The 21,226-nt window shown below is 70.9% G+C and carries 17 protein-coding genes; 1 reads left to right on the forward strand and 16 read right to left on the reverse strand.

Annotation, left to right across the window (positions count from 1 at the left end):
- The 3 genes from VIW71_RS02805 to VIW71_RS02815 all read right to left on the reverse strand — a co-directional run.
- Positions 1-328 (reverse strand): hypothetical protein (locus tag VIW71_RS02805; protein ID WP_331620277.1); only part of this gene is annotated, 328 nt, incomplete at its 3' end.
- A gap of 217 nt (positions 329-545) precedes the next feature.
- Complete coding sequence (locus VIW71_RS02810; protein ID WP_331620278.1) at positions 546-1,298, reverse strand: TIGR03936 family radical SAM-associated protein; 753 nt, start codon at positions 1,296-1,298, stop codon at positions 546-548.
- Positions 1,299-1,465: 167 nt separating this feature from the next.
- Positions 1,466-2,452: a hypothetical protein gene (locus VIW71_RS02815; RefSeq protein WP_331620279.1), complete on the reverse strand. Its 987-nt coding sequence runs from the start codon at positions 2,450-2,452 to the stop codon at positions 1,466-1,468.
- Between the two features lie 339 nt (positions 2,453-2,791).
- Between VIW71_RS02815 and VIW71_RS02820 the strand changes: the two genes are divergently transcribed.
- On the forward strand, positions 2,792-4,153 hold the full coding sequence (locus VIW71_RS02820; RefSeq protein WP_331620280.1) for a cation:dicarboxylate symporter family transporter: 1,362 nt from the start codon (positions 2,792-2,794) through the stop codon (positions 4,151-4,153).
- 55 nt (positions 4,154-4,208) lie between these two features.
- Here VIW71_RS02820 and VIW71_RS02825 read toward each other — a convergent pair whose 3' ends face one another.
- The 13 genes from VIW71_RS02825 to clpX all read right to left on the reverse strand — a co-directional run.
- Positions 4,209-6,155 carry a TIGR03960 family B12-binding radical SAM protein gene (locus VIW71_RS02825; RefSeq protein WP_331620281.1) on the reverse strand — a complete coding sequence of 649 codons (1,947 nt, stop codon included), beginning with the start codon at positions 6,153-6,155 and terminating at the stop codon, positions 4,209-4,211.
- A gap of 131 nt (positions 6,156-6,286) precedes the next feature.
- Positions 6,287-7,783, reverse strand: a complete 1,497-nt coding sequence (locus VIW71_RS02830) for a CYTH and CHAD domain-containing protein (protein ID WP_331620282.1) — start codon at positions 7,781-7,783, stop codon at positions 6,287-6,289.
- Positions 7,784-7,982: 199 nt separating this feature from the next.
- Positions 7,983-9,179, reverse strand: coding sequence for a rod shape-determining protein RodA (gene rodA / locus VIW71_RS02835; RefSeq protein ID WP_331620283.1), 1,197 nt, complete (start codon positions 9,177-9,179; stop codon positions 7,983-7,985).
- Positions 9,176-11,404 (reverse strand): penicillin-binding protein 2, encoded by a 2,229-nt coding sequence (gene mrdA, locus VIW71_RS02840; protein ID WP_331620284.1) that lies wholly within the window; start codon positions 11,402-11,404, stop codon positions 9,176-9,178. Before mrdA ends, rodA begins: the two co-directional genes overlap by 4 nt.
- 88 nt (positions 11,405-11,492) lie before the next feature.
- Complete coding sequence (mreD, locus tag VIW71_RS02845) at positions 11,493-12,137, reverse strand: rod shape-determining protein MreD (RefSeq protein ID WP_331620286.1); 645 nt, start codon at positions 12,135-12,137, stop codon at positions 11,493-11,495.
- Positions 12,138-12,140: 3 nt separating this feature from the next.
- Positions 12,141-13,232, reverse strand: a complete 1,092-nt coding sequence (mreC, locus tag VIW71_RS02850) for a rod shape-determining protein MreC (protein WP_331620287.1) — start codon at positions 13,230-13,232, stop codon at positions 12,141-12,143.
- Between the two features lie 148 nt (positions 13,233-13,380).
- A complete protein-coding gene (locus tag VIW71_RS02855) occupies positions 13,381-14,406 on the reverse strand; it encodes a rod shape-determining protein (RefSeq protein WP_331620296.1) in 1,026 nt (341 codons plus the stop codon).
- Between the two features lie 198 nt (positions 14,407-14,604).
- Entirely contained in the window at positions 14,605-15,018 is a 414-nt protein-coding gene (gene ndk, locus VIW71_RS02860; protein ID WP_331620288.1) for a nucleoside-diphosphate kinase, read from the reverse strand.
- Between the two features lie 115 nt (positions 15,019-15,133).
- Positions 15,134-15,469 carry a DUF4233 domain-containing protein gene (locus VIW71_RS02865; protein WP_331620289.1) on the reverse strand — a complete coding sequence of 112 codons (336 nt, stop codon included), beginning with the start codon at positions 15,467-15,469 and terminating at the stop codon, positions 15,134-15,136.
- Positions 15,470-15,482: 13 nt separating this feature from the next.
- A complete protein-coding gene (folC, locus tag VIW71_RS02870; RefSeq protein WP_414720630.1) occupies positions 15,483-17,006 on the reverse strand; it encodes a bifunctional tetrahydrofolate synthase/dihydrofolate synthase in 1,524 nt (507 codons plus the stop codon).
- A 195-nt stretch (positions 17,007-17,201) separates the two neighbouring features.
- Entirely contained in the window at positions 17,202-19,835 is a 2,634-nt protein-coding gene (locus VIW71_RS02875) for a valine--tRNA ligase (RefSeq protein ID WP_331620291.1), read from the reverse strand.
- A 31-nt stretch (positions 19,836-19,866) separates the two neighbouring features.
- Positions 19,867-20,094: a hypothetical protein gene (locus VIW71_RS02880; protein WP_331620292.1), complete on the reverse strand. Its 228-nt coding sequence runs from the start codon at positions 20,092-20,094 to the stop codon at positions 19,867-19,869.
- A 237-nt stretch (positions 20,095-20,331) separates the two neighbouring features.
- Positions 20,332-21,226 (reverse strand): ATP-dependent Clp protease ATP-binding subunit ClpX (gene clpX / locus VIW71_RS02885; protein WP_331620294.1); only part of this gene is annotated, 895 nt, incomplete at its 5' end.

A 21,226-nucleotide genomic window follows, 5' to 3' on the forward strand; every position in this document is an offset into this window, starting at 1 on the left:
CGGTGGCCTTACGCGTCGCCCGGCGGCGGGTACGCGCGGGCGCGGCCTCGTCCGCGGCACCGGGGTCGGCGACGGAAGCGCCGTCCGTAGCCGAGCCGGAGGCGTTCACGGGCTCGGTCGCGGCGGTCTTCCGGGTGGCGCGGCGTCGGGGCGGGGCGGGCGCGTCCTGTGCCGTGGCGTCGCCGCCCGTCGTCGTACCGTCGGCGCCCACCGGCGGACCCGCGGGGCGGGAGGCGGCGCGGCGACGGCGGGGGGGTGCGGCCGCTTCGTCGGCGGTGGCAGAAGTCTCCGGGTCGGCACCCGGCACAGTGGGATCGGTCTCGGGCATTCGGGCATTGCTCCCGTCATGCTCCCGGGCGCCGCGTCCGGTTCGGGGCCGGCGGTCCGCTTGGGTATCGGAGCCGGGCCGCCGAGGGCGCGTGCGCCGCACGGGAGCTGTTGTGTCGCTCGTCGGCCCGGGTCGAGGGCCGACGAAAGTCTCATGTGGTCAGCGGCGCCGGACCCGGGTGGCTCCCTGGTGCGTCGGCGACGCGTCGACGCCGTACCTACACGGAACCGGCCGGTACCGCCACGGCGTCGCGATCGGGCGCGAGCGGGTCGGCGACCGAACCGGACTCCTCGTCGAGCGGCCCCTGCGCCAGCCTGGTCACCGCTGCGGGGACCGGCGGCGCGAGGTCGGCCGTCGCATGGAGGCCGGACAGTACGTCGTCGGGCCGTACGACAGGTGTCAGGTGCCGCACAACCAGCCGCAGTATCGCACAGGCGTGGTCCCGCGGCCTATCGGCACCCTCTTCGGTGGCATCCGCGTCCATGACGTCGAGCCGCGTGACGGCGGCCCGGCAGTCGAAGACACGGACACCGTTCTTGGTGTCGCGCTGTACTTCCACGCTGTCCGCGGCGAGGAACACGGCCACCGCCCGCCGCGCCTCGTCCGGCGTGACGCCGTCGAGCCGCAACTGCCAGACCGACGCCTCAAGGCGCTCGGCCAGCCCGGAGGTGCGGGCCTCGACCGCCTCGGTGATGTCGAGTCCGGCGGGCAGCGACTCGTCCAGCAGCAGCCGCAGCTTCTCCGGATCGCGCTCCTGGGCGAGCGCGATCTCCAAGTACTCCGCCTCGCTGCCGACGCCGGTGGGTGCGGCGCCCGCGTACGACACCTTCGGGTGCGGGGTGAACCCCGCCGAGTACGCCATCGGCACCTCGGCGCGGCGCAGCGCCCGCTCGAAGGCGCGCTGGAAGTCGCGGTGGCTGGTGAAACGAAGGCGTCCGCGCTTGGTGTACCGCAGGCGGATGCGCTGCACCGCGGGTGCGGGCGGCGGGCCTTCGGGCTGTCGCTTGCCCAGTGTCGTTCAGTCCCTCGTCGTGCGTTCAGTCCGTATGTGTGCGGTACGTCGTCCGTACCGCACACATACAAGGTTACGCCGCGCAGACCCCGACCCACACCGGCCCGGCACCGCCCTGTGGACAACTACGGTTTGCCCAGGTCGACGGGGGGTGGTTCCACGTCGCGCTGCGGGGTCCCGAACAGTGCCACGCGGACGGTCCGGCGCGCGTCGGCCACCGCCTGCCGGACCGGGCGCAGGACCTCGCGCCGGACCCACCGCCCGGCCGCCCGTACCGCACGCAGCGCAGGGGCACCGGTCCGCCGCCGCACCCAGGCGACCGGAATCGCGATCAGTACCCGGAAGAGCCAGGCCAGGCCGCGTCCGACGGCCCGCGAGAGATACGCGGTGACCCGCCACGCCTGGGCGACGGCCGCCCCGATCTCCCGGGCGACCGGCACGACCACCCGCTGCCAGAGAAAGACAAACGGCACCGCCACAAGCACCCGGAAGAGCCAGGCCAGCGCGAGCCCGGCGCCCCGCACCATCCACCACAGGCCGCGCCCGGCGGGCACCAGTACGTACCGCCACAGCGCCACGGCCGGCCACACCAGCACGTACCGCACGAGGAACGCCGCCGCGAGCCCGACCGCCGTGATCACCGGCAGGAGTACCAGGCGCCACAGCCAGGCCGCGGGCGTGGCGACGAGGACGCGACCGAGCCAGGCCGTGACCGCCGCCAGCCCCAGCAGGCACCAGCGCGCCGCCCGGCCGGCCGGCGCCAGCACGTACCGGTACAGAGCGAGGACCGGGAGGACCAGCAGCCATCGCACGGCCGTCCGCGCCGTCCGCACCAGGCTGCGACCCAGCGGCGTGAGGACGTGGCGCCACAGCCACGCCGCGGGCCTGACCAGCAGAATGTCGACCAACCAGCCGGCGGCCCGGCCCAGCGCGCGCAGCGGCGGACGCAGCACGTAGCGCCACAGCCACCCCTGCGACGCCCGCGCCGCGTCCCACAGCAGCCGCAGCGGCAGGATCACGATCACCGCGACGACCCGCACGGAGATCCGTATCGCCACGGCCAGGCAGCCGTCAGGCCGCGCGGACGTCCCCCGGAGGTCCTGGTACGACATGGCCCGAACCTAGCGGATCCCGGTCGGCGCCCAGTAGCGCAGTGTCCCACCGCACTCGTCCTCGCACCGGCCCCCGCACGCCTCGATCACCTTGCGGGAGGCGGTGTTGGTGGTGTCGCAGGTGATCAGCGCGGGTCGACGAGTCGCGGCATCGGCTCAGCCTGCCGGGCGCGGCCCCGGCACGGTCAAGGGTTTTCGCCCGGTGCCGGGCCACCCCGACCAACAGGAGCAACGTTGCACTGGGCACACGGAGTTGAGTCATCGCCGAAACACGCGCCTTGCAGGATGACGTCCTGAAATAGAGTTTCCGCTATGCGGAATTCGGGATCAGGGAGTCACATGTCCACCACCGCTCAGGCCCCACCGGCCGGCTTCAGACCGGCCGCGCTGCTCCGGTCGCCGTTCTTCCATGTGGTCCTCGCGCTGGTGCTCGGGGCCGTCGTCGGCGAGGTATGGCCCGCGTCCGCGGAGACATTCCAGCAGGTCGCCAACGGGTTCCTGAAGCTGATCAAGATGGTGATCTCCCCGCTCGTCTTCTGCGTGGTGGTGACCGGAATCGCCAAGGCCGGCGATCTGAAGGCCGTCGGACGGATCGGCCTGAAGGCGCTGATCCGGTTCGAGGCGGTGACCACCGCCGCGCTGGTGTTCGGTCTCCTGGTGGGCAACCTGGTCCAGCCGGGAGCCGGGTTCGCGGGCGGGCACCCCGTGCTCGACGAGGGAGCGGTGGACGCGAAGACCGCCGACAACCACCTGCCCGGCGTCACCGGATTCTTCCTGGACATCATCCCGACCAGTGCCGTCGGCGCCTTCGCCGAGAACAAACTCCTCCAGGTGCTGCTGCTGGCCGTCCTGTGCGGGGCCGCGATCGTACACGTGGGCCGCGAGCGGGCACCGCTGGTGCTCAATCTGGTGGACCAGGCCGCCGAGGTCATCTTCAAGATCGTCGGCTATGTCATGAAGCTGGCACCGGTCGCCGCCTTCGCCTCGGCCGCGTACCTCATCGGCCAGTACGGTCTGCAGGCGCTGTCCTCGTACGGCAAGCTGATCGCCGCCTGCTACGGGAGCGCGCTGCTCTTCGTCCTGGTCCTGGCGGTGCTGCTGAAGGTCCTCACCGGGCTGAGCCTGTGGCGCTTTCTTGTATACGCCCGCGCGGAGTTCACCCTCGCGGTGGCCACCGCGTCCAGTGAGTCGGTGCTGCCGCGCATCATGCAGAAGCTGCGCGGCGCGGGGTGCCCGGAGTCGACCACCGGCCTGGTACTGCCGACCGGATACTCCTTCAACCTCGACGGCGCGTCCATCTACCTGTCCATCGCCCTGCTGTTCATGGCACAGGCCGTCGGCGTCGACCTGACGCTCGGCCAGCAGGCCGTCGCCGTCCTGGTGCTGGTGCTCACCTCCAAGGGAATGGCCGGCATCCCCGGCTCCGCGTTCCTGGCGCTCTCGGCCACCGTGACGGCGCTGCACGTGGTCCCGGTGGGCGCCGTCGCCCTCCTGCTCGCCGCCGACCGGCTGATGGACACCATGCGCGTGGTCACCAACCTGCTCGGCAACTGCGTCGCCACCTTCGTGGTCGCCCGCTGGGAAGGCGTCCTGGACGCCGACGCCGCCCGCGCCGCCTTCCTCGGCAAGACCCCGGCCGCCGACCCCGCGGTGGACGCCGCGGGCACCCCGGCCGAACCCGAAACCGCGTTGACGTCCTGAAAGGCAGCACGGCGGGAACCGCGGTTCGGATGCCGAACCGCGGTTCCCGCCGTGCCTACGCGCCCCGCTGCGCGCCCGCGTTGGTGACCATGAGCGGCAGCAGCTTCTTGCCCGTCGGGCCGATCTGGATACTCGTGTCCAGCTGAGGGCACACCCCGCAGTCGAAGCACGGGGTCCAGCGGCAGTCCTCGACCTCGGTCTCGTCGAGGGCGTCCTGCCAGTCCTCCCAGAGCCAGTCCTTGTCGAGGCCGGAGTCGAGGTGGTCCCAGGGCAGGACCTCCTCGACGGTGCGTTCGCGGGTGGTGTACCAGTCGAGGTCCACGCCCCGCTCGGGGAGGGCGGCGGCGCAGGCGCGCATCCAGCGGTCGTAGGAGAAGTGCTCGCGCCAGCCGTCGAAGCGGCCACCGGACTCGTAGACCGCGCGGATCACGGAGGCGACCCGGCGGTCGCCGCGGGAGAGCAGGCCCTCGATGATTCCGGGTTTGCCGTCGTGGTAGCGGAAGCCGATGTTGCGCCCGTACTTCCGGTCGCCGCGGATGGCGTCGCGCAGCTTCTCCAGGCGGGCGTCGGTCTCCTCGACGCCGAGTTGGGGGGCCCACTGGAAGGGGGTGTGCGGCTTGGGGACGAAGCCGCCGATGGAGACGGTACAGCGGATGTCGTTCTGCCCGGTGACCTCGCGGCCCTTCTGGATGACCTTCTTCGCCATGTCGGCGATCTGCAGGACGTCCTCGTCGGTCTCGGTGGGCAGGCCGCACATGAAGTAGAGCTTCACCTGGCGCCAGCCGTTGCCGTACGCGGTGGCGACGGTACGGATCAGGTCCTCTTCGGAGACCATCTTGTTGATGACCTTGCGGATACGCTCGGAGCCGCCTTCGGGTGCGAAGGTGAGGCCGGAGCGGCGGCCGTTGCGGGTCAGTTCGTCGGCGAGGTCGATGTTGAAGGCGTCCACGCGGGTGGAGGGCAGGGAGAGGCCGATCTTGTCGTCCTCGTAGCGGTCGGCGAGACCCCTGGCGATGTCGGCGATCTCGCTGTGGTCGGCGGAGGAGAGCGAGAGCAGGCCGACCTCCTCGAAGCCGGTGGCCTTCAGGCCCGCGTCGACCATCTCGCCGATGCCGGTGATGGACCGCTCGCGGACCGGGCGGGTGATCATGCCGGCCTGGCAGAAGCGGCAGCCGCGGGTGCAGCCGCGGAAGATCTCGACGGACATCCGCTCGTGGACGGTCTCGGCGAGCGGGACGAGCGGCTGCTTGGGGTACGGCCACTCGTCGAGGTCCATCACGGTGTGCTTGGAGACCCGCCACGGCACGCCGGAGCGGTTGGGCACGACCCGGGAGATGCGGCCGTCGGGCAGGTACTCGACATCGTAGAAGCGCGGTACGTACACCCCGCCGGTCCTGGCCAGGCGCAGCAGGATCTCGTCCCGCCCGCCGGGCCGGCCCTCGGCCTTCCAGGCGCGGACGACCTCGGTGATCTCCAGTACGGCCTGCTCGCCGTCGCCGATGACGGCGGCGTCGATGAAGTCGGCGATCGGCTCGGGGTTGAAGGCCGCGTGGCCGCCGGCCAGCACGATCGGGTCGTCCAGGGTGCGGTCGGCGCTGTTCAGGGGGATGCCGGCGAGGTCGAGGGCGGCCAGCATGTTGGTGTATCCGAGCTCGGTGGAGAAGCTCAGGCCGAAGACGTCGAAGGCGCGCACCGGCCGGTGGGCGTCGACGGTGAACTGCGGCACGCCGTGCTCGCGCATCAGCGCCTCGAGGTCCGGCCAGACGCTGTACGTCCGCTCGGCGAGTACGCCCTGGCGTTCGTTGAGCACCTCGTAGAGGATCATGACGCCCTGGTTGGGCAGGCCCACCTCGTACGCGTCCGGGTACATCAGCGCCCACCGCACGTCGGCGCTGTCCCAGTCCTTGACGGTGGAGTTCAGCTCTCCGCCCACGTACTGGATCGGCTTCTGTACGTGCGGGAGCAGCGCTTCCAGGCGGGGAAAGACCGACTCGACAGGCATCTCGGCGACTCTCAGTGGGCTGGCGGGGACACCCCGGCGGAATCGGCCGGGGGGAGGATGGCCCTCAAGGTTACCCGAGGCGGAAGGCGCCCCCTCTTCAGACCGTTCCGCCCGCGCACGGGCGGGGGTCCTCACACCGTGCGGTCCGCCGCCCGCCAGACCTCCGGGAGCCGGGCCTCCACCGCCGTGGCCAGCTCTCGCTCCCGGCGGGACATCGCCTTGTACGGTGCCGGGTTCTCGCCCGCCGCGCGGGCCTGGTGGCGCAGGTCCGCCAGGACGCGGCGGCACATCACACTGTCCTGGTGTTCGCCGAGGAGCTGCTGCACTGACTTCATGCGGGTGGTGTGGTCGGTGGCGGAGGCGCCGAGTACCGATTCGGCCGCCTCGCTGGAGTAGCGGGCGCGTTTGGCGTCCTTGCGGGCCTCGTGGAGGGCGGTGTCGCGGTCGTCGCCGGGCGGAAGGCGGAGGGCGGCCTCGATCCGGCGGCGCAGCCTGGCGTGGTCGCGTCGTACGGTCGCCGCGGCGGCCCGGCCGGCGCCGACGTCGGCGGCGGGGCGGAACGGGGGCGCGGTCAGCAGCGATTCGAGGGTGTAGAGCAGCCCGAAGTAGCGGGGCCCGTCGAGTTCGCGGACGACGACGGCGTGCACACCGGAGTGGCCCGCGGGGGGCGTCACCCGGCGGCGCACCTTCGGGTTGACCAGGGCCGGGTCGAGTTCGGCTAGCCGTCGCGCGAGGCGTTCGGCCAGCACCTCGCGGTCGCGTTCGAGGCCGAGGACGCCGGCCAGCCAGCGCAGTTCGCCGCCGAGCGGGTCGGTGGCGGTGCGGTCCAGCTCGCGGCGGAAGCTCTTCAGCGCGCTGCGGGCGCGGCGGGTGGCGACCCGCATCCGGTGGACGGCGTCCTCCTCGGCGCGGCGCACCGCGGGGTCGAGGGTGAGGAGGGCGGTGAGCTGGGCGTGCAGGTACGCGGTGGCGACCTGGCCGGCGGTCCGCGCGGGGTCGGCCGGTCGCGGCAGCGGGACGAGCCGGTCGCCGAGGGCGCGGGCGAGCTTGGAGGGGGAGGCGGAGCGGCGCAGTCCCGACGCCGTGAGACGTTCCTCCACGGCGTCCAGCAGCCGGGCCTTCCCGTCCCGCAGTTCCACCTCGACCTCGGTCCACGCCGTGTCCGGTCCGCCCGGCGCCGAGGCGGCCACCTCGTCGTACGCGATCTCGGCCAGGGTCCGTCCGGCCTTGTCCCGCAGCAGCGCCGGCCGCCGGGTGGTCCGCAGCCGTACGACGGGGGCGAGCGGGCGGCCCCGTACCACCGCGGCGACCTCGGACAGCAGCTCCGGCGGCGGCTGGTCCGCGGCAGAACCCAGCGGGGCGTGCACCTCGGTGCGGGTGTCGGCCTCGGCGGTGGGCAGTTTGAGGTGCCAGCCCGCGTCGTCGCCGCCCGTGCGGCGGCGCAGCGTCCTGCGGTGGGCGGCGAGGGCGAGGTCCGGGGTGTCGTAGTAGACGGCGTCCAGCCGTACCGGCTCGGGGGTGGCCACCGAGGAGACGCCGGGCAGGCCGGTCAGCCCGTCCGGTCCGAGGCTGGGGCCGTCACCCGCGGTCTCGTACTTCCGTTCGGTCTCCCGGACCCGTTCGCCCATGCTGGGACGGTAATCCGCCATCCGGCGGGAGGCAAGGCGCGCGCTCAACGGCTGCCACCTCGGAGGGCTGACGCACAAGCTCCCGGAGTGGGCGGCCGAGGAACGAGGCCACCCGCGCAGGGAGTGAGCAGGAAAGACCGACCAGTGCGAGACCCCCGGCACCCCCCGGGCCCCCGGACCCGGACGTGCCGGACCGGCCCTACGCCGACATCGGCCGCTGCATCCGTACCGACTGCAACAGCCCTATGGCGACGCAGTTGGCGAACATCGACGAACCGCCGTACGACACGAAGGGCAACGGGATGCCCGCCACCGGCATGATCCCCAGCGTCATCCCGATGTTCTCGAACGACTGGAAGGCGAACCACGCCACGATGCCGGCCGCCACGATCGTGCCGTACAGGTCCGTGGCGTTGCGGGCGATCGCGCAGGCGCGCCACAGGATGATGCCGAGCAGGGAGATGATGAAAGCGGCGCCGACGAAGCCCAGTTCCTCCCCCGCGACCGAGAAGACGAAGTCGGTCTGCTGCTCGGGCACGAACTGCCCGGTGGTCTGGCCGCCGTGGAAGAGTCCCTTGCCGAGCAGTCCGCCCGAGCCGATGGCGATGCGGGCCTGGCTGGTGTTGTAGCCGACGCCGGAGGGGTCGAGGGCGGGGTTGGCGAAGGCGGCGAAGCGGTCGATCTGGTACTGGTCGAGGACGCCGAGCTGCCACACCAGCAGCGCTCCGGCGATGCCCGCGGCGATCAGGCCGAACACCCAGCGGTTGGACGCGCCGGAGGCGAGCAGGACGCCGAGCACGATCGCGCCGAGCACCATGACCGAGCCGAGGTCCGGCATCAGCATGATGATCACGACCGGCACCGCGGCCAGGCCCAGGGACTGCAGCACCGTGCGGTGGTCGGGGTGCACCTTGTCGCCCGCGTCCACCCGGGCGGAGAGCACCATCGCCATGCCGATGATGATGGCGATCTTCACGAACTCCGACGGCTGCACCGAGAAGCCGCCGCCGATCACGATCCACGCGTGCGAGCCGTTGACGGTGGAGCCCAGCGGGCTGAGCACGGCCAGGACGCCGAGGATGGAGAAGGCGTAGAAGAACGGCACCACCCCGCGCATCCGGCGGTGTCCTATGGCCATGGCGCCCGCGGCGAGGCCGAAACCGATGCCGGCGTTCATCATGTGGCGGATCAGGAAGTAGTACTGGTCGCCGTGGGTGAGGTTCGTGCGGTTACGGGTCGCCGAGTACACCAGCAGCGTGCCGATCCCGCACAGCGCCAGCGTCGCGAAGAGCAGCAGCCAGTCCATCCGGCGCACGATCGAGTCCCGCGCGAAGAGCTTGCCCAGCGCGGAGCGCTCGGGGGTGAACCGGCGGATCGAGTAGCTGTGCGCGCTCATGCCCGGGACTTCCTGCCGTGGAGCGGTCGCTCGGTCCTGGTGGGGGCGAGCGCGGCCGGTACGGCCGGGCCGTCGCCCGCGGTGCGGGGCGCGACCGGGACGGCGACCGGGCCGGACGGATACATGCCGGGGTACGAAGCCCGGACCACCACACCGTCCGCGGTGATCTTCGGCAGCTTGGTGACCGGCGTGGGCATCAGGCCCTTGCTCGGGTCGATCTGGGAGCTGTCCTTGGTGATGCCGTACATCGCCTCGTAGATCCGCCGGATCGCGGTACCGGAGGCGCCGGAACCGGTACCGGCCTGCGAGATCGTCATCACGACCGTGTAGTCCTTGGTGTACGTGGTCAGCCACGACGTCGTCTGCTTGCCGGCGACCTCCGCGGTACCGGTCTTGGCGTGCAGGGTGATCTTGTCCTGCGGCCAGCCGCCGAACTTCCAGGCGGCCGTACCGTGGGTGACGACGCCCGCGAGGGCCGTGTTGATGTACTTCAGGGTCTGCTGGGAGTCCGGCAGCCTGCCGGCCACCTTGGGCTTGATCGGGGTGACGGTCTTCCCGTCGGGGCTCACCACGGCCTTCGCCAGCGACGGCTCGAAGAGGGTGCCGCCGTTGGCCAGCGCTGCGTAGACGCGGGCCATCTGGATCGGGGTGACCAGCGTGTCGCCCTGCCCGATCGCGTAGTTGACCGAGTCACCGGCGCGCAGCACGTAGCCGTCGGTGCAGTTCTCCCGGGCGATCTGGGCGGCGTAGTCGGTCCGTTTGGTCTTCGCCACCTTGCACCAGTAGTCCTTGTTGGCGTCGTAGAAGCTGCGCTTCCACTGACGGTCCGGAATCCGGCCGGTGACCTCACCGGGCAGGTCGATGCCGGTCTTGGCGTTGAGGCCGAACTGGTGGGCGGTCTTGAAGAACCAGTCCTTGGCGTGCTTGGGGTTGGTGCCGCCGTCCTTCTGCCACTGGTCGTACGCGAGGCCGTAGAAGACGGTGTCACAGGAGACCTCGAGGGCGCGCTGGAGCGAGATGGAGCCGAAGGACTCGCCTTCGAAGTTCTTGAAGACCCGGTTGCCGATGGTCATCGACGGGCTGCACTGATAGGAGCCGTCGATGGAGTAGCCGGCGTTGACCGCGGCGGAGGTGGAGATCACCTTGAAGGTGGAGCCGGGCGCCGACTGGCCCTGGACGGCCCGGTTCAGCAGCGGGTAGTTGGACTTGGCGTCGGTGAGCGCCTTGTAGTCCTTGGCGGAGATGCCGCCGACCCACGCGTTGGGGTCGTAGGTGGGGGCGCTGGCCATGGCGATGACATGGCCGGTGCGGTTGTCCATCACGACGGCCGCGCCGGAGTCCGCCTTGTAGTTCTCCCGGGTGATCTTGTCGTAGGTCTTGCGGGCCTCCGACATGGCCGTCGCGAGTTCCTTCTCGGCGACGAATTGGACGCGTGCGTCGATGCTGGTGACCAGGTTGGCGCCGGGCTGCGCCGGGGTGTCGCCCGCCTTGCCGATGACCCGGCCGAGGTTGTCCACCTCGTAACGGGTCACGCCGGCCTTGCCGCGCAGTTGCGCGTCGTAGGTGCTCTCCAGGCCCGAGCGGCCGATCTGGTCGGAGCGCAGCAGCGGGTTGTCGGTCTTCTCCGACGCGGCCACCTCCTCGTCGGTGACCGGCGACAGATAGCCGAGCACCTGCGCGGTGTTGGCCTTGTACGGGGCCGCGTACCGGCGTACGGCGGTGGGTTCGGCGGTGATGCCGGGGAAGTCCTCGCGCCGCTCCATGATCTGCAGGGCCTGCTGCGTGGTGGCCTCGTCGGTGATCGGGATCGGCTGGTACGGGGAGCCGTTCCAGCAGGGGCGCGGGGTGTGGGCGTCGCACAGCCGCACCTTGTCGAGCACGTCCTTCGCCGTCATGCCGAGCACGCCGGCCAGCCGGGTCAGTACGGCCTTGCCGTCGTCGGTCTGCTTGAGCAGGTCGGTGCGGCTGGCGGAGACCACGAGCTTGGTCTCGTTGTCGGCGAGCGGCACCCCGCGGTCGTCGAGGATCGCGCCGCGCACGGCGGGCGTGACGACCTGCTGGATGTGGTTGCTGGCGGCCTTCTGCTCGTACTCGGCGCCGTTGCGGACCTGCAGGTACCACAGGCGTCCGCCGAGGGTGAGCAGCAGCGACACGACGAGGACCTGGAGGATGACCAGGCGGATGGTGACCCGGGAGGTACGGCCGGTCTCGGGGATGTTGCTCACCGCTGCCCTCCGTTCGCTTCTCCGCCCGCACGGCACACACATGCCCGCACCACACCCACCAGCGGCCCGGCGGCCGCGCGCACGTCGCTCACCGGCGCACCCCTCCGCGGACCATCGAGGTGGAGCGGACCGTCTTGCCCGCGCGGCCGAACAGGTTGCGCTGCGGGGCGATGCCGGTTCTGGTGCGGACGCGGCCGCCGAAGCCGCCGGCCGAGTCCTCGGCGAGCGGGTCGTGGTCGAAGCGGCGGGCCAGCGCCATCACCAACGGGACGACGAAGGGCGCCAGCAGCAGGTCGTAGACGGTGGCGGTGAAGACCAGTTTGCCCAGGCCCACATGGGCGCCGGCGGTGTCGCCGACCAGGCTGCCGACGCCCGCGTAGAGCAGCGTCGTGCCGACGGCGGCGACGACCACGACCGTCATGGGGGCCGCGGCGGTGCGCAGTTGGCCGGACTCGGGTTTGACCAGGCCCGCCGCGTAGCCGATGACGCACAGGACGAGCGCGTAGCGGCCCACCGCGTGGTCGGCGGGCGGCGCGACGTCGGCGAGCAGCCCGGCGCCGAAGCCGACCAGACTGCCCCCGACATGGCCGTAGGTCATGGCCAGGCCGAGCACGGTGAGCAGCAGCAGGTCGGGCACCGCGCCGGGCAGGTGCAGCCGGGCCAGCACGCTGACCTGGGCGACCATGGCGATGACCACCAGGGCGGTGGAGAGCACGATCCGGTTCAGGCGCATGGTTCAGTTCCCGCTGGTGTTCGTCGGGGTGGCAGCGGGCGAGGCGCTGCCGCCGGGCGTCGGTGACGGCTGGTCCGGCTCGGTCGAGGGGGTGGGTTCCACGGCGGCGGACTCCATGGGTGTGGGCTCCATGGGCGTGGCCGTGGTTCCGCTCATGGGTGTGGGCCCGTTGCCTGGCGTGGCCCCGCTCTTGGGCGTGGCCGTGGCCTTCGGCTTGGGCTTCGGCGGGACGGCCGGCCGCGTCGGCAGGACGCTGTCGCGCGGGTCGGTACGCGGACCCACCACGACGACGCCGACGATGTCGAGCCGGGTGAAGCCGACGAACGGCTGCACCAGGATGGCCTTGGTGAGGTTGCCCCCGGAAGGCTCCATGCCGATGACCCGTCCGACCGGGACACCGGGCACGAACGGCTTGCCGGCCTGCGAGCCGAAGGTGACCAGCCGGTCGCCCTTGCGCACGTCGGCCTTGCCGTTCAGCAACTGGACCCGCATCGGCCGGTCGCCCTGGCCGGTGGCGAAGCCCAGTTCCATGGAACCTTCCATGCGGGTGCCGACGGTGAAGTCCGGGTCGTTGGCGAGCAGTACGGTCGAGGTGGCCGGTCCGACAGTGGTGACCCGGCCGACCAGGCCGTCGCCGTTGATGACGGTCATGTCGCGGGAGATGCCGTCGCGGCTGCCGGCGTCGATGGTGACCGTCCACGAGAAGCCCTGGGCCGCTCCTATGGCGATGATCTGCGCGCCCTTGATGGCGTACTGCCCGGCGCCCGCGGTCTTCAGCAGCCGGTCCAGTTCGGCGGCCCGCTGACGGGTGATGTCCTTGCTGCCGAGCTGCTGCTTCAACGCCTCGTTCTCACGCTGGAGGCGACTGATGGTGCTGCTGCGGTCGCCGGATTCCCGTACCGCCTCTATGGCGTTGCCCACCGGGTCGACAGCGCCCGCCACCGCGTTCTCGACCGGCCCGAAGACGGACTGGGCCGCGGTCCGCGACCGGTCGAGCGGTGAGTCCTCACCGCCCCGGATGTCCACGGTGATCAGCGCGAACGCGACCACCACCAGCAGCACCAGCAGAAGCCGGCTCTCTCGTGTGTCCCTCACGGGCGCCAGTCCGTGCCTTCCTCATCGGACCCGCCGCCAGCTGGGGGCGCCGCGGCCGGTCGGAGCTAGTGTGCTGTGATCCGGCGGCAGGGCCGGATCGGCGGGCGGCCGGCTCAGCCGCCGGAGCGGACCGGCCTGGCCGGCCCGGTCATCTGCGCGGCGCGGCGTCGAGGACCTGTTGGAGCGCCTCGAACTCCTCGACGCACTTGCCGGCGCCGAGCGCCACGCAGTCCAGCGGCGCCTCGGCGATGTGGATGGGCATGCCGGTCTCGTGCCGCAGCCGTTCGTCCAGGCCGCGCAGCAGCGCGCCGCCGCCGGCCAGCACGATGCCGCGGTCCATGATGTCGCCGGACAGCTCCGGCGGGCACTTGTCCAGGGTGGTCTTGACCGCGTCCACGATCGCGTTGACCGGTTCCTCGATGGCCTTGCGGACCTCGGTGGCGGAGATGACCACCGTCTTGGGGAGCCCGCTGACCAGGTCCCGGCCGCGGATCTCGGTGTGCTCGTCCTTGTCCAGACCCGGGTCGAAGGCGGAGCCGATGGTCAGCTTGATCTGCTCGGCGGTGCGCTCGCCCAGCAGCAGGCTGTACTCCTTCTTGATGTGCTGGATGATCGCGTTGTCCAGCTCGTCGCCCGCGACGCGGATGGACTGCGCGGTGACGATGCCGCCGAGGCTGATCACGGCCACCTCGGTGGTGCCACCGCCGATGTCCACCACCATGTTGCCGGTGGCCTCGTGGACCGGGAGCGAGGCGCCGATCGCCGCGGCCATCGGTTCCTCGATGATGTGCACGGTACGGGCGCCGGCCTGGGTGGACGCCTCGATCACGGCCCGGCGCTCGACTCCGGTGATACCGGAGGGCACGCAGATCACCACGCGCGGCCGGGCCAGATAGCGGCGCTTGTGGATCTTGAGGATGAAGTACCGCAGCATGCGCTCGGTGATCTCGAAGTCGGCGATGACACCGTCCTTCAGCGGCCGGACCGCGACGATGTTGCCGGGGGTCCTGCCGATCATCTTCTTCGCCTCGGAGCCGACCGCGAGGATGCCGCCCGTATTGGTGTTGACCGCCACGACCGACGGCTCGTTGAGGACGATCCCGCGACCCCTGACGTACACCAGCGTGTTGGCGGTCCCGAGGTCGACAGCCATGTCACGGCCGATGAACGACATGTTGTTCGCCATGTGGATACGTCTGGCCTTCCCGAGCTTGAGCGGAGATTCCATCGTAGTCGCGCCCGGCCGGACGCAGGGTCGGGGGTTCCGTCGTCATTGTCATCAGAACACACAGCGGACCTCTGTAATGGTGACGCCGTGTCGGGGTGATTGGTTCCCGATCGTTCCCCGCATATGCCCTGGAGAGGCGGGGTTTTAGGCCAGACCGGGGAAGAAGATCTTGATCTCGCGTTCGGCGGACTGCTCGGAGTCCGAGGCGTGGATCAGGTTCTCTCGCACGATCGTCCCGAAGTCCCCCCGAATGGACCCCGGTGCCGCGGCAATCGGGTCGGTGGGACCGGCCAGCGCCCGTACGCCCTCGACCACCCGCTCGCCCTCGACCACCAGCGCGACCACCGGGCCGGACGCCATGAACTCCATCAGCGGCTCGTAGAAGGGCCGTCCGACGTGCTCGGCGTAGTGCTGCTCCAGCGTGGCGCGGTCCAGGCTCCGCAGTTCCAGCGCGCTGATCGTCCAGCCTGCCTTGCGCTCGATACGGCCGAGGAGTTCGCCGACCAGACCGCGGCGGACGGCGTCCGGCTTGAGAAGGACAAGGGTGCGCTGGGACACGGGACGGCTCCTGGTGGGGTGCTGGTACGGGGTGCGGTGCGGGTGTGCGGGCGCGCACAGTCCGTATGACGATCTGACGCGCCGCTGAGCCTACAAGGCGGGTACCCGGCGGCAGTCAGGCGGCCGGTGCCGGGCGCCGGGCGCGGATCTCGTCGACCTTGCGGCCGTAGTGGACGGAGGCCCACCACAGGGCGGCGAAGACCACGCCGAGGAAGAACATGGTACCGACGACGAACCCGCTGACGATCAGACCGGCCTGGAGCGCCCAGCCCAGCGCGAGCGCCCCCGGCCGGCTCAGCACGCCGCACAGCAGAAGGCACACGGCCATCGCGACGCCGCACACCGTCCACACCGTTCCCATCGACAGGTCGGGGTGCTTCATCGCGACCAGCCCGGCGAAACCGATGACGAAGAACTCGCTGATCAGCGTGGACGAACACAGCGTCCGCATGGCCAGGACTCCTTTACTTGGCTTTCCCTTGCGGCCCCAGCAGCAGCCGGGCCTCTCCGACGGTGATGACCGAACCGGTGACCAGCACTCCGGCCCCGGAGAACTCGCCCTCGTCCTCGGCGAGCGTGATGGCCGCCTCCAACGCGTCGTCAAGGCGCGGCTCGACCTGCACCCGGTCCTCCCCGAACACCTCGACGGCGAGCGCGGCCAGCGCGTCCACGTCCATGGCGCGCTGGGTGGAGTTGCGGGTCACCACGACCTCCGCGAAGACCGGTTCGAACGCCTCCAGCAGGCCGCGCACGTCCTTGTCGCCGCTGGGCCCGACCACGCCCACCAGGTGGGTGAAGCCGAACACCTCGCCGACCGCGGCGGCGGTGGCCTGCGCGCCGGCCGGGTTGTGCGCGGCGTCCAGCACCACGGTGGGACTGCGGCGGACGACTTCGAGCCGGCCCGGCGAGGTGACCGCGGCGAACGCCTCGCGCACGGTCTCCAGGTCCAGCGTGCGGTGGTGCATGCTGCCGATGCCGAAGAACGCCTCGACGGCGGCGAGCGCCACGGCCGCGTTGTGCGCCTGGTGTTCGCCGTGCAGCGGCAGGAAGACCTGCTCGTACTCGCCGCCGAGCCCGCGCAGCGTGAGCATCTGCCCGCCGACGGCGACCTCGCGGCGCACGACGCCGAACTCCAGGCCCTCCCTGGCCACCGTGGCGTCGACCTCCACGGCCCGCTTGAGCAGCACCTTGGCGGCGTCGGTGGGCTGCTGGGCGAGGACCGCGGTCGCGGCTGTCTTGATGATCCCGGCCTTCTCCACCGCGATCTCACCGGGCGTGCCGCCCAGCCGATCGGTGTGGTCGAGGGCGACCGGGGTGACCACGGCGACGGCCGCGTCCACCACGTTGGTGGCGTCCCATCCGCCGCCCATGCCGACCTCCACGACCGCGACGTCGACGGGCGCGTCGGCGAAGGCCGCGTACGCCATCCCGGTGAGCACCTCGAAGAAGGACAACCGGTGCGGCCGGGACTCGTCCACCATGCCGATGTACGGCTGGAGGTCGCGGTAGGTCTCGATGAAGCGCTCGGCGGAGATCGGAGTGCCGTCCAGGCTGATCCGCTCGGTGACGGACTGCACGTGGGGACTGGTGTAGCGGCCGGTGCGCAGCTCGAAGGCGAGCAGCAGCCGCTCGATCATGCGGGCGGTGCTGGTCTTGCCGTTGGTGCCGGTGATGTGGATCGCCGGGTAGCTGCGCTGCGGCTCGCCGATGATGTCCATCAGCGCGGTCATCCGGTCCAGCGAGGGGTCCAGTTTCGTCTCCGGCCAGCGCCCGAGCAGTTCCTCCTCCACGGCACGCAGCTCCTGGTCGACCGCCGGGTCGGCCGGCCGCCCCGGCACGTCGTCCTCCGGCGCGGGCGGTGTGACCTGGGCGCGCAGTGTACGGCTGCCCGCCTCGATGACGGCCATGTCGGCCTCGCGGATCTCATTCGCTTCCGGGGGCCCGTCGTCGCCGTCGAAGGGGTCGCCGCCAGGGGGGTGCTCGCTCACGGCGTCCAGTCTACGGAGCCGAGGCGGGTGGCACGTCCACGGGCCCGCTGGGCGACGCTGCCGAGCCCCGCCCGGGGCACCGGCCCGCACCGGGAGGCGGAGATCAGCGCGCTTCCGCAGGGGGCTCCACGCGCGGATACGGCGACGGGCCCGGACCGAGCGGCCCAGGCCCGTGCGCGCCGGCTGCGTAGCCGGTCACCCCTGCGGCAGCGCCTCGAGCTGCGCGCCGATCCGGGTGATGTCCTGCTCCGCCGTGGTCAGCCGGGCCCGGATCTTGGCGACCACCGGCTCGGGGGCCTTGGCGAGGAACGCCTCGTTGCCGAGCTTCGCCTCGGCCTGCGCCTTCTCCTTCTCGGCCAGGCCCAGGTCCTTGGTGAGCCGCTTGCGCTCGGCCGCCACGTCGATCGTGCCCGACAGGTCCAGCGCCACGGTGACGCCGGCCACCGGCAGGGTCGCGGTGGCGTGGAAGCCGTCGCCCGCGGCTTGCAGCCGCAGCAGCTGCCGGATCGCGTCCTCGTGCGGAGCGAGCACGGTACCGTCCAGGGTGAGCAGCGCCGGGACTTTCTGGCCGGGCTGGAGCCCCTGGTCCGAGCGGAACCTGCGCACCTCGGTGACCACCCGCTGCACCTCGGCGATCTCCGCCTCGGCCGCCGTGTCCCGGAAGCCGCTGTACTGCGGCCACGGGGCGATCACCACCGACTCGCGCCCGGTGAGCGTGGTCCACAGCGTCTCGGTGACGAAGGGCACGATCGGGTGCAGCAGCCGCAGCACCACGTCCAGCACCTCGCCGAGCACCCGGCGCGAAACCCGCGCACCCTCGCCGCCCTTGAGGAAGGTGGTCTTGGACAGCTCGACGTACCAGTCGAACACCTCGTCCCACGCGAAGTGGTACAGCGCGTCGCTGAGCTTCGCGAACTGGTAGTCGTCGTAGTACGCGTCGGCCTCGGCGACCACCGCGTTCAGCCGCGACAGTATCCACCGGTCCGCGGCGGACAGTTCCCCGGCCGCGGGCAGCGGTCCCTCGACGGTGGCGCCGTTCATCAGCGCGAACCGGGTCGCGTTCCAGATCTTGTTGGCGAAGTTGCGGGACGCCTGGACCCAGTCCTCGCCGATCGGAACGTCGATGCCCGGGTTCGCGCCGCGCGCGAGCGTGAAGCGCAGCGCGTCGGAGCCGTACTTGTCCATCCAGTCCAGCGGGTTCACGGCGTTGCCGAAGGACTTGGACATCTTCTTGCCGTGCTCGTCACGGACCATGCCGTGGAAGGCGATGGTGTGGAACGGCACAGCGCCGTCCATGGCGTACAGGCCGAACATCATCATCCGGGCGACCCAGAAGAACATCAGGTCGTAGCCGGTGACCATGGCCGAGTTCGGGTAGAACTTCGCCAGGTCCTGGGTCTGCTCGGGCCAGCCGAGGGTGGAAAACGGCCACAGGCCGGAGGAGAACCAGGTGTCCAGGACGTCGGTGTCCTGGCTCCAGCCCTGGCCGGTGGGCGGCTGCTCGTCGGGGCCGACGCAGACCATCTCACCGTTCGGGCCGTGCCAGACGGGAATGCGGTGGCCCCACCAGAGCTGGCGCGAGATGCACCAGTCGTTGAGGTTGTCCACCCAGTCGAAGTACCGCTGCGAGAAGTCGGCCGGGTGAATGGCGACCCTTCCTTCACGGACCGCGTCGCCGGCGGCTTTGGCAAGCGTCTCGACCTTGACCCACCACTGCAGCGACAGCCGCGGCTCCAGCGTCGTACCGCAGCGCGAGCAGTGCCCGACCGAGTGGATGTACGGCCGCTTCTCGGCGACGATCCGGCCCTCGGCGCGCAGCGCGGCCACGATCGTCGAGCGAGCCTCGAAACGGTCGAGGCCCTGGAAGGGGCCGTGCGCCATGATCACGCCACGCTCGTCCAGCACCTCGACCGATTCGAGCCCGTGCCGCTGCCCGATGGCGAAGTCGTTGGGGTCGTGCGCCGGGGTGACCTTGACCGCGCCGGTGCCGAACCCGGGGTCGACGTGGGTGTCGGCGACGACCGGGATCGTACGGTCGGTGAGCGGCAGCTTGATCCGCTTGCCGACCAGGTGCGCGTACCGCTCGTCGTCGGGGTGGACGGCGACCGCGGTGTCACCGAGCATCGTCTCGGCGCGGGTGGTCGCGACGACCACCGTCTCGTCGCCCTCGCCGTAGGTGATCGAGACCAGCTCGCCGTCGTCGTCCTGGTACTCCACCTCGATGTCGGAGATGGCGGTCAGACAGCGCGGGCACCAGTTGATGATCCGCTCGGCGCGGTAGATCAGCCCGTCGTCGTAGAGCTTCTTGAAGATGGTCTGAACGGCACGCGACAGACCCTCGTCCATGGTGAACCGGTCACGGCTCCAGGCGACACCGTTGCCCAGGCGCCGCATCTGCCCGGCGATCTGCCCGCCGGACTCCGCCTTCCATCGCCAGACCCGCTCGACGAACGCCTCACGGCCGAGGTCGTGCCGCGACTTCCCCTCTTTGGCCAGCTCCCGCTCGACCACGTTCTGCGTCGCGATCCCGGCGTGGTCCATGCCCGGCTGCCACAGCGTCTCGTACCCCTGCATCCGCTTGCGGCGGGTGAGGGCGTCGATCAGCGTGTGCTCGAAGGCATGGCCGAGGTGCAGGCTGCCCGTGACGTTCGGCGGCGGGATGACGATGGTGTACGGCGGTTTCTCGCTCTTGGCGTCCACCTCGAAGTACCCGCGCTCCACCCAGCGCTCGTACAGCGCCCCCTCTACCTCGGCCGGCGCGTACTGGGTCGGCAGTTCGGGGGTGCTGTTGGGCCCGCGTCCGGGGCTCTGCTGAGAGTTGTCGGTCACGGCAGGGATTCTACGGGGGCGGCCCAGGCTGTTACGAATCGGTTGCACCCCTGCGGCAGGCAACCCGCACCTCATCCGCGAGGAAGGTCATCGACACCGCCTTCGGCACGATCACCGAGAAGGAGAGCGACGACGAGGGCAAGGCCGAACTGGTCGGCAGCCGCCAGGAGTTCACGCCGGAGGGACTCAACGCGATCCTGAAGTGCCAGAAGGTGAAGTTCACGCCGGCCGGCTCCAGCACGCTGAAGACCTTCACCATCCCGGTGTGCGTCTGGATGCGACTACAGCACGGTCGGCGTGGTGTCCGTCTCCGACGCGAGCTCGATGCTGACCGGCCAGGGCGGCTCCCTGGACGAGACCGCGAACGTCGCCGCCAAGGCGCACCACGACACGCTGGTCGAGATCACCCAGTAACGGCGCTCGGACACCTGCGATACGGAAAGGGGCGCCCCGGTTCCTCTCCGGGGCGCCCCTTTCCGTGTGTCCGCGGGCGTGGTTACGCGCTCTTCTGCTCGCCCTTGCCCACGATGCGCGGCTCGCGCGGGACCAGGGTCGGGTTCACGTTGGAGTGCACGACGTCCGCGGTGATGACGACGCGGGCCACGTCCTTGCGGGACGGCACCTCGTACATCACCGACATCAGCACCTCTTCCATGATCGCGCGCAGGCCGCGGGCGCCGGTCTGGCGCAGGATCGCCTGGTCGGCGATGGCCTCCAGCGCGCCACGCTCGAACTCCAGCTCCACGCCGTCGAGTTCGAAGAGCCGCTGGTACTGCTTGACCAGCGCGTTGCGCGGCTCGACCAGAATCTGCAGCAGCGCCTCGCGGTCGAGGTTGTGCACGCTGGTGATCACCGGGAGCCGGCCGATGAACTCGGGGATCATGCCGAACTTGACCAGGTCCTCCGGCATGATCTCCTGGAACTGGTCGGCCGCCTGGATCTCCCGCTTGGAGCGGATGGTGGCGCCGAAGCCGATGCCCTTGGCGCCCGCCCGGGCCTCGATGATCTTCTCCAGGCCGGAGAAGGCGCCGCCCACGATGAAGAGCACGTTGGTGGTGTCGATCTGGATGAACTCCTGGTGCGGGTGCTTGCGCCCGCCCTGCGGCGGCACCGAGGCCACGGTGCCCTCGAGGATCTTGAGCAGCGCCTGCTGGACGCCTTCACCCGACACGTCCCGCGTGATCGAAGGGTTCTCGCTCTTACGGGCGATCTTGTCGATCTCGTCGATGTAGACGATGCCGGTCTCGGCGCGTTTGACATCGAAGTCGGCGGCCTGGATGAGCTTGAGGAGGATGTTCTCGACGTCCTCACCGACGTAGCCGGCTTCCGTGAGCGCCGTTGCGTCGGCGACCGCGAACGGGACGTTGAGCATGCGCGCCAGCGTCTGCGCG

Origin of the sequence: Streptomyces sp., assembly GCF_036524955.1 — a bacterium.
Taxonomy (GTDB): Bacteria; Actinomycetota; Actinomycetes; order Streptomycetales; family Streptomycetaceae; genus Actinacidiphila.

Bases quoted from the DNA above. Each gene is read 5' to 3' on its own strand.
- VIW71_RS02815 (WP_331620279.1), bottom strand. From the start codon at position 2,452: ATGTCGTACCAGGACCTCCGGGGGACGTCCGCGCGGCCTGACGGCTGC.
- VIW71_RS02820 (WP_331620280.1), top strand. From the start codon at position 2,792: ATGTCCACCACCGCTCAGGCCCCACCGGCCGGCTTCAGACCGGCCGCG.
- VIW71_RS02825 (WP_331620281.1), bottom strand. From the start codon at position 6,155: ATGCCTGTCGAGTCGGTCTTTCCCCGCCTGGAAGCGCTGCTCCCGCAC.
- VIW71_RS02830 (WP_331620282.1), bottom strand. From the start codon at position 7,783: ATGGGCGAACGGGTCCGGGAGACCGAACGGAAGTACGAGACCGCGGGT.
- rodA (WP_331620283.1), bottom strand. From the start codon at position 9,179: ATGAGCGCGCACAGCTACTCGATCCGCCGGTTCACCCCCGAGCGCTCC.
- mreD (WP_331620286.1), bottom strand. From the start codon at position 12,137: ATGCGCCTGAACCGGATCGTGCTCTCCACCGCCCTGGTGGTCATCGCC.
- VIW71_RS02855 (WP_331620296.1), bottom strand. From the start codon at position 14,406: ATGTCGTTCATCGGCCGTGACATGGCTGTCGACCTCGGGACCGCCAAC.
- VIW71_RS02865 (WP_331620289.1), bottom strand. From the start codon at position 15,469: ATGCGGACGCTGTGTTCGTCCACGCTGATCAGCGAGTTCTTCGTCATC.
- VIW71_RS02880 (WP_331620292.1), bottom strand. From the start codon at position 20,094: ATGGTGAAGGTCTTCAGCGTGCTGGAGCCGGCCGGCGTGAACTTCACC.